This is a genomic window from Acidovorax sp. YS12 (assembly GCA_021496925.1).
GTDB lineage: Bacteria > Pseudomonadota > Gammaproteobacteria > Burkholderiales > Burkholderiaceae_C > Paenacidovorax.
The window spans coordinates 2,988,656-3,003,011 of sequence record CP053915.1; the positions used below are offsets into that span (position 1 = coordinate 2,988,656).

The following is a 14,356-nucleotide window of genomic DNA, read 5'->3' on the forward strand; positions in this document are numbered from 1 at the left end:
TATGTCTATTTTAAAATCACAGCCAAGCCATAATATCGCTTCGATTTTTCTGTCTTTGTGTTTGTTTGTTGTTGGTGCGGCTGTATTTTGGCCTGGTGTCTCGGGCGGTTTTTTGTTTGATGATTATCATAATATTGTTACCAATGCCCATGTGCAGATTAAAGAGCTGACGCCAGAAACACTGTGGCGTGCGGCCAATGCCTACTCTGAAAATACGCGGCAATTAGTGATGGTTAGTTTCGCCTTGAATGCTTATTGGGCTGGGCTAGACCCGTGGGCTTACAAGGTAACGGGTTTGTTGATACATGCCGTCAATTCCGTATTAGTGTTTTGGCTAGTGTTGCGTATTTTTTCTTTTGGTTTGGTTATTGCACCTAGAAATCAAATTTTGGCTGCTGCTGCAGTGGGATTTTTGTGGGGGCTTCATCCTATACAAGTCTCTTCAGCTTTGTATATTGTGCAGCGCATGGAAACGCTCTGCTTTACATTTTTATTTATTGCGTTATTGCTGTATTTGTATGCGCGCCAGCAACAAATAACCAAGGGTCATAGCCATTTGGGCTGGTGGCTGGGTTTGATGTTGGCCTGGGGATTGGCCTGGTTGTGCAAAGAAAATGCAGTGTTGCTGCCATTGTTCTTTTTGGGGCTGGAGGTTACTGTGTTGCAGAGCGCAGCTGCTGTACGCCCTGAGCAGCAGCAGTTTTGGCAAAAAATATATACAGTTGTCAGTGTGCTGGGATTGCTTGTGTTTGCATTATGGGTGTGGCCACATTACTACACAGCACAGCCTTATTCTGGGCGCGATTTTAATACTACAGAACGCCTATTAACCCAGACCCGTGTGCTGTGGTTATATGTGCAGCAAATTGTACTACCCGCACCTGGCAATCTTTATTTTTACTACGACAATTTCCCGCTCTCCAAATCTTGGTTGCAGCCAGTTAGCACCTTAGCGGCATGTTTGGCTTGGTTATTCACGTTCGTTTTGGCTGTACTGGTGCGGCATCGACTTCCGCTGGTGTCCCTGGGGGTTTTTTGGTTTTTGTCTGCCCACTTTTTAACCAGTAATATTATTGGCTTAGAGATGGTGTTTGAGCACCGAAATTATTTCGCCTTGCTGGGGGTTTTGCTGATTTTTACTGAAGCCATCTCACGTCTGCCAGTGCGTGATGGGCCAGGGATCAAATATTTTGCAGTATCTGTATTGGTCGTAGGAATTGGGTTTTTGGGCGGTGTTCGCGCAGCCATGTGGGGCAATACCCTACTACTGGCTGCGGATATGGTGGCAAAAAATCCTCAATCTGCCCGCGCCGCCATGGATTTGGGCGTTATTTACTATGAAATATCAAGTGGGGAAGAGAACTCCCCATTTTATCAATTTGCTGCGCGAACATTCAATCAGGCTGCCAGCTTGCCAAATGCCAGTACGCAAGCAGACGTTAATTTAATTTTAATGTCAGCGGGAAATAAATTGCCAGAGGATGTACTAAATATTGAATTTATTTGGAAAAGATATTTGGAAAAATTGCAATCGTTGCATTTGGGTGTGGAAACGCGAACTTCGGTATGGTCTCTGCTACAAGAGAGGGTCAAAGGCAAAGATTTGGATGACGTGAACTTGCAAAAGGCCTTGAACATTATCATTGACCGGGAAGATCAGCCTGATTACAGAATGGCTCAGGTTGCAAATTATTATTTGATAATTCTTCGTGAAGAAGAAAATGCAAAAAAATATTATGAAATGGCCATTCAAAAGGCACATAAAGTGAAAAACCAAAAATTGGCAGATGCCATCATCGCAAGCGTTATGCAAGAAGGTTACCCCTCGTTAGCTGCACATTTGGTTTTGATAAATAAATAAATTTATTTATGTATTTTTCGGTTGTTCTTCCCGCCAAAAACGAGTCTGCTGCCATAGGTGCCACGGTGGCCGGTATTCGCCAGCACTACCCGGATGCCGCTGCAGTAGAAGTGCTGGTAGTCAACGACGGCTCCATCGACGACACCGCCGCCGTGGCCCAAGCCGCTGGGGCACGCGTGGTGCACCACCCTTACAGCAAAGGCAATGGCGCGGCCATCAAAACCGGGGCACGTGCAGCACAAGGGGAAGTGCTGGTGTTTATGGATGCCGATGGCCAGCACGACCCTGCAGACATTCCGCGCCTGCTGGATCAGCTAAACCAGGGGAATGACATGGTGGTGGGCGCGCGCCAAAAGGGCTCGCAAGCCAGCGTGGGGCGCGGGCTGGCTAATGGGTTGTACAACCGGCTGGCCAGCTGGATGACCGGGCACAAGGTGGAAGACCTGACCAGCGGCTTTCGCGCCGTGCGGGCGGACAAGTTCCGCGAGTTTCTCTATCTGCTGCCCAATGGCTTTTCTTACCCTACCACCAGCACTATGGCATTTTTCCGGGCCGGGTATTCGGTGGCTTACGTGCCGATCCACGCAGCCAAGCGCATTGGTAAAAGCCATATCCGCCTGCTGCGTGATGGCACACGATTTTTACTCATCATTTTCAAAATTGGTACGCTGTTTTCACCGCTGAAAATCTTTGCGCCGGTGGCACTACTGATGTTTTTATTGGCCAGCGGCTGGTATGGCTGGACATTTGTCACCATGCACAAATTCACCAATATGAGCGCCCTGCTTTATACCGGCAGCGTGATTACCTTCATGATGGGGCTAATCTCTGAGCAAATTACGGCGCTGATGTACCGTGGCACCGAGTAATGCCGCAGCCATCGCTTGTCACTGCTTGGTTTGACCCGCGCTGGGCATGAGCAGGCTTTCCATCCGCTGGCGCCCCGGTGGCCTGGCCCGTAACGGCCTGGTTTTGCTGGGCTGGATGCTGCTGCGGGCTGCCACGCAAGCCGCCACGGTGGTGTGGCTGGCGCGGCAGCTGGGCGCACAACCTTATGGGCAGTTTGTGGCAGTGGTGGCTGTCTCCTCTTTTTTTACCCCTTTTGTAGGTTTGGGTCTATCACACATGCTGCTGCGCAATGCGGCACGCGACCCAGCGCACGCCGGCAACTATCTGGCGCGTGCGCTGCGTTGGTGGCTCCGCACGCTCCTGCCGTGCCTGGCTGCGTCCGTGGTGGTGACCCTGTGGTTGCTGCCTGAGCGTATCGCACTGCTTGCTCTGGTGGTGGTGGCTGCAGCCGAACTATCCGCAACCTCGTTGACCGAGTTGTGCGCCCGCCACCTGCAGGCGCAACAGCGCACCCATGCCTTTGGCGCCGTCAACGCGGGCTTGCCGGGCGCGCGGCTGGTGGCATTGGGCCTGCTGTGGGCAGGCACGGGGGATCCAGGTGTCACCGCCGTGCTGTGGACTTACGCGGCCAGCGGGCTGATCTATGCCGCGCTGTTATGGCTGCCTTTGCGCGCGGCGGCCAAAGCGCCTGATGCGGTGCTGCCGGAGCCCATGACGGCGCGCAGCGGGCTGCCATTCAGCTTGGCCGTTTTTGCCACCAAATTGCAAGGCGAGTTCAACAAGCCCATGCTGGCACAAGCGGGGTTTGGCCTGGCAGGCACCTACAACGTGGCCCAGCGGGTGGTGGACATGGCCAGCCTCCCTGTGCTGGCGTTGCAAGAAGCGTTATGGCCGCGCCTGTATGCCCACGCTAACCCGGCACGGCAGCTGCGCCGCTCCGGTGCCGCGCTGATGCTTCTGGCGTTGGCCGTGGGTGGTGTCCTGTGGCTAGTGGCCCCGCTGCTGCCCGTAGTTTTTGGTGCCGATTTTGCAGATGCGGTGGCGGTTTTGCGCCTGCTGGCCTGGTTGCCCATGCTGCAGGTATTGCGGGTGCTGCTCAATTACCACGCCATCCATCATGGCCGAACGCAGCAGATTGGTTGGGCCTACGCCATCGGCGGGGTGGTGAGCGTGGTGAGCGTGGCAGTATTCGCTCCTGCTTATGGGCTGACTGGGGCGGTGTGGGCTGGCTACGTAGCAGAGACCGTGATGATTGTTTTTTTGCTTCAGGGCGCGCTACGCATCCGCTGATAACCCGTTTGATGAAAGCTACGCATGTCTTTGCCTGACCCCATACGCAACTCCCAGGTGCTGCGTCGCCCCTTGCTGGCCGCTAGCCGGGCTTTATTTTTGCTGTTGAAGTCCGGGCCTGCGCTGCTGCGTCGCGCTGTCTACGACGCCATGCCGGTACCGTATTTAGTGACCGGGCGTCCTGAACATTTCGTGGTGGCGACTGCGGACAAAGTGATTGGCCGCGAATTATTCCTGCATGGCGAGTTTGACTTTGCCAAACTGCAAACGGCCTTGGCGATCATTGAGCGAGAGGGCCTGCCCCGTCCCCAGCACTTGATCGATGTCGGCGCCAATATCGGCACCATCGTTATTCCGGCACTGGCACGCGGACTAATGCAATCGGCCACTGCCATCGAGCCGCACCCGACCAATCTTCGACTGTTGCGCGCCAACCTGGCACTGAACGGCTTGTCGGAGCGTGTGCGCGTGCTGGCACAGGCGGTAGGAACAGAGTCCCATGCTTCGTTATTCCTCACGGAGTCCTCAACCAACAGTGGCAACCATTCGATTGGGCGCACGGGCCTGCCTGTCGCTTCCACGCGTCTCGACGATGTGGATTGCCCGCATGATGGTGCGCTGCTATGGATGGATATCGAGGGTTATGAAGGCCATGCACTGCGCGGTGCGCCAAACCTGCTGGCCACAGGCATCCCCGTTGTCTGCGAATTCAACACCGGCTACCTTGAAAACTCTGGTGGAATGAATTGGTTTCGGGAGGCACTGGCGGGGCGGCGGATTTTTGATTTGAAGCAGGGCGAGAAGGCTGTGGAGATCACGCTGGATCAATTGGCTGTGATGTATCCGGCAGGGCATGAATTTACAGATGTCTTGGCATTAAAAATGGGTGATCTTTGAAAATCATTTTTTTTACCCCTAGACTTTTGGCGGGAGGAGCAGAGCAAGTTGCTTATTTGCTGGCCTCTGCGCTAGTAAAAAATGGGCATGAAATAATCGTTGCCACGCCATTAGCGGTTGGTGAATTTGCTGAAAAATTCAGAAAAAAATGCCAAATCGTTGACTTCAAGACGGGCAAGCCGATTAAATCAATACAAAATCTTGCGCAAATTGTGCGGCAATTCAAATCCGATGCAGTGATTTGTTTTGGCGTCACTACGGGAATAGCGGCCTCACTATCGAAATTATTTTATCGATGGAAGCCACCAATTTTCATTCGCAACGAGAACAATCTTCATCTTGATTGGCAGCAGGCAAGCTTCGTTAACCGCCTCATTGGCCCGGTGCTCTCGCGTTGGGCGGCGCAGCACTCCCATGTAATTGCCGTTTCGCGGGCGCTGGCTTCAGCAACTGCCAATTACCTGCTTATTGATTCATCGCATGTCACAACCATTCTGAATCCAGTCATTGACGATGCCGCAGTGCCAGTTGAAACAGAGTCGGCAAAGTTGCACCCTTGGCTTGAAGATGCTTCTGTTCCTGTTTTTGTTGCCATGGGGCGATTGGAAAATCAAAAGGGTTTTGATGTTTTGATCGACGCCTTTTCGGGCATCAGAGAAAAAACCAATGCGCGCCTGGTGATTTTTGGAAGCGGTTCTTTGCGTGATGTATTGCAAGCGCAAATTGATTCGTTAAATATGGAGGGAGCTATTGTTCTGGCTGGGCATACAGATTGTCCAATCGCACAAATGCGGAGGGCATGTGCTTTTGTTCTTAGCTCCAGATTTGAAGGTTTTGGGCTGGTGCTTGTAGAGGCGCTGTGGGCGGGCACGCAAGTGATTTCTACCGACTGTGATTACGGCCCAGCCGAGGTCTTGGAGGGCGGCCGGTATGGCACCTTGGTCCCTGTTGAGGATCGTGATGCCCTTGCCAACGCCATGTTGGATGTGTTGCAGCAACCACGCTCTATTCAACGCCCACCTGATGCATGGTTTGAAAAATTCACAGCAACAGAAGCTGCGCGTCAGCATGTGGCTCTGATCGAATCCGTAGAGAGATGCCAGAAAGCTCGCTTTGCCAATTGATTCAGACAAAAAGTCTGGAAACTGCCCGCAATGGCACCCATGACCGATACCGCCACGACCGCAGGCACGCACGTGCCAGCAGGGATGGAATACGCAACACACGCATCAATGTTGCAGAAAAAGCGTGGGACGCTAGTTTTCCCGCCAGCAGCCAGTGGGACTGCACCAAATACTGCTCATAAGCAGCACTGGCATGGCCGCTGCTGCCCAATCCGTCATGCTGCAGATAACTGCGGTCCAGCAGCACCAATTGCCCGCCTTGGCGGCGTATGCGCCAAGACAGTTCCACGTCTTCGCCGTACATGAAGAAGGTTTCGTCAAACAAAGGCTGTGTGTTGTCGGGCCGCTGCACCAGCAGGCAACAGCCACTCAGGTACGCAAAGCTGCCCCAAACGGGTCGCTTGGTCACCAACGCCAGCCATGGTTGGTAGTACAGCCAGCCTTGTTCTTGGCCATCCTGCATCAGGCGCGGTGCAATCAGCATGGGGGTGTTGGAGTGCGTCAGTCGCGCTTCTAACGCGAAGCGCATCCCCGGTTGCACCTGGGCATCGTTGTTGACCAGCAGCACCGGCCCGGTGTAGCCATAGCGCCCCAGGGCTGCCAGCGCGGCGTTCATGCCTTTGCCAAAACCCAGGTTGCGGGGGTTGGCAACCAGCACTACGCGGGGCTCTGCCGCATACCGGGTTTGCAGGTGTTGCAAGCTGGCCCCTGCGTCTTCCGAGTTGTCCCAAACCAGAATGGGTGACCAGCCATCGGCCAACAGGCTGTCAATACACGCACTGGTGAGCCTGGGTTTTTTGAAGTGGATGGTGATGGCGGCGGTCACAGGGCACCTTTGGCACCGGTCGTGATGCAGTGGTACAGGTGCAGGTATGCGTCGATCATGGAGGCTTCTGAAAAACGCTCCACTGCCTGCAGCCGCGCGGCTTGCGCCAGGCTGGCGTAACGTGCCTTATCAGCAGCCAGGCTGCGCGTGGCAGTCACAAACGCCGCAACATCATTTTGTGGGCACAGCAGGCCGGTTTGACCGTCAGTAACCGCTTCAGAGACGGACGACCCGTGCATTCCAATAATGGGCAAGCCACAGGCCATGGCTTCTACCGCCACTAGGGGGTGGCCTTCGCTGCGCGATGGAAACAGCAGCGCGTCTGCATTCTGCATGGCAGCCACCACGGCAGCATCGCCTTGCAGGCGGCCCATGTCGATCATGTTGGGCGGCATGTGGGCTTTGTCTTTTTGTGCCGCCGGGCCGCCGGTGTAGTGCAGCACAAAGCCCTCGCCCAGTTGGCGCAGGATGGGGGCCAACAAGTCCACGCCCTTGCGCGCCATCCAACTGCCCACAAACAGCAGCTTGAAGGGCTCGCCGGGCTGGCGCTGGCGCGTGCCGGGGCAAAAGCGCTCGGTATCCACGCCGTTGTAGATGACCTGCATGGGCACGTCCAGCAGACTGTGCAGGGTGCTGTTGGCCACAAACTGGCTGACAGCCACCACACGCTGGGCATGGCGCAGCACGCGGCGTTCGTTGGGCGCTATCCACCAGCGGTGGTAGGCAGCGCGCAGAGGGCCTTTGTAGGCGCTGGCATCTGGGTGGTGCACGGCGTGGTGGATGGTAGCTACCACGGGCAGGCCGCGGGGAATGAAGCGCGTGTGCAGCCAGGTATTGACGTGCGCCACTGTGGCCCACGCGGGCGGCAGGGGTATGGGCACTGTCCAGGGCGCATATTCGGCGCGCAGCGGTAGCCAGGTAATCTCGGCACGCACCCCGCGCTTGCACAGATCGGCCACCAGCCGCTGGGTGAATACGTCGGTGCCCGTGTTTGTGCGCACGGTGGGGAACCAGATGGCGGGGGCTGCAGTGTTCATACGTATCTCAACTCTTAGCCTCTGGGTGTTTGCCCGCTTGCAGTATGTCCCGCAGTTTTTTCCCCATCACTGGCCATGCAAACTGCGCCGCAAAGGTGCTGGTGCGTGTCTGCCATGCGCCGGGGTCATCGGCCAGGATTTGCAACGCGGCTTGGGTTAGGGCCGGGTAGTCGCCGGGTGGCACCAGGTGGCCTGACTGGCCCGGTGCCACGGCATCCACAATCCCCCCTGTCGCAAACGCCACCGTGGGCAGGCCATGCGCTGCTGCTTCAATCGCCACCATGCCAAAACCTTCTGGGTCGCCGGGCAGATGGCGCACGGGAAAGATGTGCAAAGTGGCACTTTCGTAGGCGCAGGCCAGTTCTTGCGGGTCGGTGATCACACCCAGAAAGCGCAAATGTTGCCCAATGCCCGCTGCATCGGCCACCGCTTGGATGCTGGCGCGGGTCTGCACGCTGGCGTGCAGCGAGTGGGCTGGGGCATCTCCCACGACGGCCAGCAGGGTATCGGGTGCTGCCTGAACAATAGCGGGCAAGGCTTGCTGCACAAATTCGCGCAAGCCTTTGCGGGTGGTCAGGCGGCCCACGGACAGCAGCAAGCGCTTATTTCCAAGTTGGTGGCGTTGCCGAAAATCCTGCAACGCGGCGGGGCTTTGTGGTGCGGTGGGCAGTGTGACCCCTGGATGCACGATGCGGATTTTTTCGGCTGCTACGCCCAGGTTGCGTGCCAGCTCGGCGGTGGGCTGGCTGTTGGCAATCACGCCATCCATGCGCCGGATGGCCGGGTGCCACACTGCGCGGTAAGCGGGGTGTTGCACAGCGGCATCCAGCCCATGCAAATACACATGGGCACGGGCGCCGCTGGCGCGGGCAGCCAGCCAGGCGGCAGGGGCCGTCAAGCCGCTTCCTGCCAGCACGATGTGTGGCTGAAAGCGCCGCGCCACGGCCACAGCCTGCCATGCGGATGCCAGCAAAAAACGAGGCAACGGGCGCAGTGGCACTTCGGTCACTGGTACGGCAACAGGGCGCTGCGCTGCAGAGCCGCTGGGGCCAATCAATTGCACTTGCGCATAACGCGATAGTTCATCGGCAATGTGCCAGTTCAAGCGCTCCATGCCGCCTACCAGCGGCGGCAGGTTGCGCGTGATGTGCAGGATGCGGGGCTGGTTCATGGGCGCTCCTGCTGCAACAGCGCTTGCCCCGCTTCGGTCAGCCGATAGCGCTGCAGGCGGCTGGTGGGTTTGTCGGGGAGGGTCATTTCGATGTGCCCTGAGTCCAGCAGGCGGCGAATTTGCTTGTGCAACTCGCCCGATACGGTGGTATGGCCCAGTGCCTTGGCCAGATCGGCTTTGCCCATGGGCTGGGTGGTCAGGTGCATGAGTACCTTGGCTGCCAGTTTTGACTCTAGCCGCGACTCTAGCCGCGACTCTAGCCGTTGCAGGATGGAGGTGTCATCCGCAGGTGCAGGCGTTTGTCCTGCCGCGTGGGGCTGTGCCAGCCAGATACGCAACCGAATACCGGTGGCTATTTCCTCAATCAGGGGTTCGGGCAGGCCTTGTTGTGCGGCGGATTCAAAGATGCGCTTGATGCCGCTGCCCCATTGTTCGGTCAAGCCCAGCTCGCGGAATACGCGGGCAATCACTGGGTTGCGGATACGCGAGATGCCGCTCTTCATGGGTTGTGGCCCTGCTGTGGTGGCACCAGCTTTTGCCCTGCCTCAGTCAGCTGGTAGCGCTGCAGGCGACTGCGGGGTTTGTCGGGAATAGTCATTTCTATCAACCCTAATGCCATGGCTGCTTGCTGGTAGTGCTGGCGAAAGTGCTTTTCATCTTTCAGGCCCAGTGCCCGCATCAATTCTTGGCGGCTCATGGCACCCTGCAAGACTGGCATCAATCGCATGACTTCGGGGGTGACTTCGGGGGTGACTTCGGGGGTGACTGGTGGGTTGCCCCCCTCAGTGCCTATGCCTGCGGGTGCAATCACTTGCGTGGCGGGCTTGGGCCGCGCCACCACGGCCCTAAATTCATTGCCGCTGCGGTGGTCTTGCAACGCAATTTGCGGCCAGGCTTGCCGTGCTCGGTGAATGCCACTGCCCAGCCCCCGGTAGGGCAGCAGGTGGGCGGCGTGTTCGCTCAAGATGGGGTTGCGGCGCTTGGTTTTGCCGTGCTGGATGTCTTCGGTGCTCAGGTTGCCAGGCAGGTGGCCGGGGCTGATGATTTCAATGCGGTCACGAAACACCAGGATGCGAATGGAGGCGCTGTCAAAGTAATCGCGGTGCATCAGGGCGTTGACCAGCAGCTCTTCCAACGCGATGGGCGGCACTTCCAGCTCGCCCAGGGTGTTGAAGCCTCTGCCGTTTTGCACGTGGTGCAGGTTACGTTTGATAAAGGCAAAACTGCGCTGAAACTGCGCGCTCAGGGTGCCGTCAATGTCTTCGCTGTCTTGGTACTGGGTATCGCCAATCGAGTTGCCATAGAACGCCACGGCTTTGACCATGCACACGGGCAACCAGCGCTGGGGCTGCAGGCCAAACAGCAGCACTCCGGCCAAGGTCAGTTGCTGGTTTTTGAGCAGGCCCAGGCTGGTAAGGCTGGCGGTGTGCTCGGCTTCGGGGCAGGGTTGGCCAAAGCGTTTGCGGTAGTAAGCGTCAAAAGCGGCCCAATCCATATCGGCCATGCTGGTGCCCGGCACGGGCAGGGTGTCGGCCTGGATCAACCCGGCGTTCAAGAACATGCGCTGCATTTCTTCGCGCGAGGTGACGTGGCGCTTGTCTGCCCCGTTCTTGACCCACACGCGGCCCTGCGCGTCCATGTAGGGCTGGTTCAGGCCTGCAGCCACCGTCACCACGATGACGACACCTTGTTCGGTAGCGATGTTCTGCGTGCTGGGGTGGATGGGCGGACGCACATTGTTGCTGGCGGTGTTGCTGAGCAGCTGGTTCAAGGTGCGCACCTGCTGCGGGCTCAAGCCGCTGATGCGGCCATCGTCTGCCACGCCGATGAAAATGCGCCCACCGCCGCTGTTGGACAGGGCCACCAGTTCGGCGGCCAAGCTGTCTGGGTGGGTGATTTCGCGCTTGAACTGGTGCTGGCTGTCTTCACCACCGGCCAGGATGCGCTGGAGTTCTTCAAGGTGCATGGCGGTCTTGATGTGGCTGGGTACCGATGCCATGCGCCCCTTCTATCTGCCGCGAAAAATGCTCTGCGGCCTGGGCCACAAAACTGGCCGTCAGATGCTGGCTGTCGCGGAACACGACGGTTTCTTGGCCATGGATATTTCGCAGTGCCTGGCATTGGTCATTGGGGCAGACAAAACTGCTGGTCTCCAGCCAATGCGCCTTAGGTTGCAGCGCGATGGCTTGTTGCACATAGCGGGCAACTTCTGGATAGCGCGGGTGGCTGGCAGGGGGGCTTTGGCATTCTGCAGAAGAGCGTTGGCGCAGGCAGCTTGGGCCATCAAACCCTAAGGTGGGGTTGGCTTCAATCACATAAATGGCTTCCGTATGCGGCGCCAATTGATCCAGGATGCGTCTGGTGCCTTGCGTCCATTGCTCTGCTGTGAAATCAGGGGAGGCTGTGCCACCTATAAAAATACGCTGCACCGGGTTGTGCTGAATCCAGTCAATCGCACGATGGCGCCACGTACTGCACTCGGTGTAGTCGCGGCCTATGCGTTGATAGAAAAATGGCTCGTCCACCATGGGGCAGGACGACTTGGTCAGCACCACGATGCGCCATTGCTGCGAGTCCAGCATGGCGGTCAGCGTCGGAAACCATTGGGCACCGATGCTGTCGCCCAGCAGCAGTGCGGTTTTGGGGGCGCTCTCTTTGCCGTAACTGCAGGGTTTGAGTACATCGCTGTGGTACCAGTCGTCGCAGCCGTGCTGGTAAATCACTGGCATATCGACTACAGCACGGGCTACGGCAGTGTTACTGCTGCGGGCCAAGGTATCGCGGGCTTCGGTATTCCAGCGCACCATTTGTGAATTCAGCAACACCATCAGGCACAGTGCCAACCCCATTTGCCAGCGATGTCGCAGTTGGGCAGGGCGACCAAATCGGATGGGGTTTTCAACCCAATGGTGGGTGGCGATGGCGGCCAGCAGCGACAGGCCGAGTGCCAACACGGTATTGCCCAGATGCCCGTGGATGGGGAGCATCTGCTGACCCATCACCAAAACTGGCCAGTGCCAGAGGTACCAGGCGTAGGAAAGGCGGCCAATGGCCTGCATGGGCGCAGAGCAGAGGGGCTTGATTGCAGCAGGGAGAGTGTCTGTGCTGCCTGCCCACAACAAGGCCATGCTGGCCATGGTGGGAAGCAGTGCCCACATGCTGGGATAGAGCGTGCTGGCGTCAATCGCGATCAGACTGAGCACCAAGAGCCCCAAGCCCAGCCAGCTTGCGCTTTTTGCCTGCGCCGGGCTGGGGCGCAGTTGCTGTGCCAGCAGCCAAGCCAGTGCCCCAGCGGCAAACTGCCAGGCACGTGTAGGCATCAGGTAAAACGCCAGCATGGCTTGGGATTGCACCAACCATAAACAGGCTAGCAGCGATAGGAGTGCAACCAGCAGCCAGAACCAGCCAAAACGCCTGGGTTGCCCCTGAGCCCAGGGCGCTATCAGCAGGATGAGCAGTGGCCAGACTAAGTAAAACTGCTCCTCTACGCCCAGTGACCAGGTGTGCAAAAAGGCGTTGCTGGCGGTCTCCGTAGCAAAATAATCCAAATCGGCAAAGGCGAAAAATACATTGCTCGCCCATACGCTCGCCAGGGCGCCAGCTTGGCTGTGCGCGGGGTGTTGGGTAACCGGTAGCAACCACCCAATCAGCAAAGCGCTAACGCCCAGCATCGTTGCCAGTGCGGGCAGCAAGCGGCGCAGACGGTTGGCATAGAAGCGTAGCAAGGCGATACGCCCAGTGGCTTGGTGCTCTCGCACCAAAAGGCCAGTAATCAGATAGCCCGAAATGACGAAAAAAATATCAACGCCAATGAAGCCCCCTGAAAACCCTGGAATGGCGTAATGCGCCGCAATCACCAGCAGCACGGCGATGGCACGCAAGCCCTCAATATCCGGGCGGAAAAAAGCACTGAATGTCGACATGGCCTTTACGCCGCCGCCACATTGGCTTGGCCCACCCCCAGCCGTCCACGTGTATCCACGATCAAGCGGGCGTGCTGCTGCAGCTGCGGGTAGTCAAATCCATCGTGGTCGGTAGCCAGCACCAGGCAGTCGTAGCTGGCGATGCTCTCGGGCGTCAGGGTCACCGATTGCAGGTCAAAGTGGTAATCGCGCTTGCGCGGAAACACGGGCACATGCGGGTCGCTGTAATCGATGTGCGCGCCTTTGGCTTGCAGCAAGTCCATGATTTCCACAGCGGGCGATTCGCGCGTGTCATCAATGTTTTTCTTGTAGGCCAAGCCCAGCACCAAAATGCGGCTGCCTTTGATGGCCTTGCTGCGCTCGTTCAGGGCATCGGTGATTTTTTCTACCACCCAGTGCGGCATGTAGTGGTTGATTTCGCCCGCCAGTTCTATGAAGCGGGTATTCACGCCGTATTCACGCGCCTTCCAGGTCAGGTAGAACGGGTCGATGGGGATGCAGTGCCCGCCCAGGCCTGGGCCGGGTTTGTAGGGTACGAAGCCAAAGGGCTTGGTCGCGGCCGCATCAATCACCTCATGGATGTTGATGCCCATTTTGTCGGCCACGATTTTCATCTCGTTCACCAGACCTATGTTCACGCTGCGATGGATGTTTTCCAGCAGCTTGGTCATCTCTGCCGCGCGGGTGGAGCTGACGGGCACCATCGTTTTGATCGCATGCTGGTACAGCGCTATGCCCAGCGCCAGACAGCGGGGTGTGCTGCCGCCAATGACCTTCGGAATGTCCTTGGTCCCGTAATCCGGATTGCCGGGGTCCTCGCGCTCGGGTGAAAAGACCAGCGCACAGTGGACACCGGGCACCAGACCCCGGGCCCGCAAACGCGGAGCCAGCACCTCTTCGGTGGTGCCGGGCCATGTGGTGCTTTCCAGGCTCACCAACTGGCCTGGGCGCATGAAGGGCAAGCCGGCTTCGATAGTGCTGACGATGAAACTCAGATCCGGCTCGCGGTGTGCATCCAGCGGCGTGGGCACGCAGATGATGAGCGCATCCACCTCTGCCGTGCGAGCGAAATCTGACGTGGCCTCAAAGCCCTGCGCCTGCGCACGCTGGATGGTGCTGGGTGTAATGCGCTCGATATAGCTGCGGCCGGCATTCAGCTGCTGGATTTTGTCCTCATCAATATCGAAGCCGACGACTTTCAGGCCGACTTCGGCAAAACGCAATGCCAAAGGCAGGCCTACATAGCCCAGACCGTATATGCCTACGCACGCCTGCGCTTGGGCAATACGTGTCTGCAAAGTGTCGAGTAGGGATGGTTGGGAGGCGTCAGACATAGGGGGTACTCAAAGAATTTCACGGATACAAGCAAGCAGTATGA

Annotated in this window: 12 protein-coding genes; 5 read left to right on the forward strand and 7 right to left on the reverse strand. The window is 57.6% G+C overall.

From position 1 onward, the window contains the following. Position 1: 1 nt before the first annotated feature. The 5 genes from YS110_13580 to YS110_13600 are packed head-to-tail and all read left to right on the forward strand — an operon-like array spanning position 2 to position 6,021. The gene (locus YS110_13580) at positions 2-1,861 is read left to right on the forward strand and encodes a hypothetical protein (GenBank protein ID UJB65709.1); all 1,860 of its coding nucleotides are present in this window, start codon (positions 2-4) and stop codon (positions 1,859-1,861) included. 8 nt (positions 1,862-1,869) lie between these two features. Beyond that, positions 1,870-2,730, forward strand: coding sequence for a glycosyltransferase family 2 protein (locus tag YS110_13585; GenBank protein ID UJB65710.1), 861 nt, complete (start codon positions 1,870-1,872; stop codon positions 2,728-2,730). A gap of 46 nt (positions 2,731-2,776) precedes the next feature. Continuing rightward, positions 2,777-4,000: a lipopolysaccharide biosynthesis protein gene (locus YS110_13590; GenBank protein ID UJB65711.1), complete on the forward strand. Its 1,224-nt coding sequence runs from the start codon at positions 2,777-2,779 to the stop codon at positions 3,998-4,000. Between the two features lie 24 nt (positions 4,001-4,024). Further along, positions 4,025-4,897, forward strand: a complete 873-nt coding sequence (locus YS110_13595; protein ID UJB65712.1) for an FkbM family methyltransferase — start codon at positions 4,025-4,027, stop codon at positions 4,895-4,897. Then, positions 4,894-6,021 (forward strand): glycosyltransferase, encoded by a 1,128-nt coding sequence (locus tag YS110_13600; protein UJB65713.1) that lies wholly within the window; start codon positions 4,894-4,896, stop codon positions 6,019-6,021. Before YS110_13595 ends, YS110_13600 begins: the two co-directional genes overlap by 4 nt. Position 6,022: 1 nt before the next feature. On the opposite strand, the gene YS110_13605 is transcribed toward YS110_13600, so the two are convergent. From YS110_13605 to YS110_13635, 7 genes are all read right to left on the reverse strand, one after another. Further along, positions 6,023-6,847 (reverse strand): glycosyltransferase, encoded by an 825-nt coding sequence (locus tag YS110_13605; protein UJB65714.1) that lies wholly within the window; start codon positions 6,845-6,847, stop codon positions 6,023-6,025. After that, positions 6,844-7,809 carry a glycosyltransferase family 4 protein gene (locus YS110_13610; GenBank protein UJB67454.1) on the reverse strand — a complete coding sequence of 322 codons (966 nt, stop codon included), beginning with the start codon at positions 7,807-7,809 and terminating at the stop codon, positions 6,844-6,846. The genes YS110_13605 and YS110_13610 overlap by 4 nt, the downstream gene beginning before the upstream one ends. 82 nt (positions 7,810-7,891) lie before the next feature. Continuing rightward, positions 7,892-9,055: a glycosyltransferase family 4 protein gene (locus tag YS110_13615; GenBank protein UJB65715.1), complete on the reverse strand. Its 1,164-nt coding sequence runs from the start codon at positions 9,053-9,055 to the stop codon at positions 7,892-7,894. After that, positions 9,052-9,558 carry an ATP-dependent DNA helicase gene (locus YS110_13620; protein UJB65716.1) on the reverse strand — a complete coding sequence of 169 codons (507 nt, stop codon included), beginning with the start codon at positions 9,556-9,558 and terminating at the stop codon, positions 9,052-9,054. Before YS110_13620 ends, YS110_13615 begins: the two co-directional genes overlap by 4 nt. Further along, positions 9,555-11,021 (reverse strand): putative DNA binding domain-containing protein, encoded by a 1,467-nt coding sequence (locus YS110_13625; protein ID UJB65717.1) that lies wholly within the window; start codon positions 11,019-11,021, stop codon positions 9,555-9,557. The genes YS110_13620 and YS110_13625 overlap by 4 nt, the downstream gene beginning before the upstream one ends. Continuing rightward, positions 11,011-12,978 carry an acyltransferase gene (locus tag YS110_13630; protein ID UJB65718.1) on the reverse strand — a complete coding sequence of 656 codons (1,968 nt, stop codon included), beginning with the start codon at positions 12,976-12,978 and terminating at the stop codon, positions 11,011-11,013. The genes YS110_13625 and YS110_13630 overlap by 11 nt, the downstream gene beginning before the upstream one ends. A 5-nt stretch (positions 12,979-12,983) precedes the next feature. Then, positions 12,984-14,312, reverse strand: a complete 1,329-nt coding sequence (locus YS110_13635) for a nucleotide sugar dehydrogenase (protein ID UJB65719.1) — start codon at positions 14,310-14,312, stop codon at positions 12,984-12,986. Positions 14,313-14,356 lie beyond the last annotated feature (44 nt).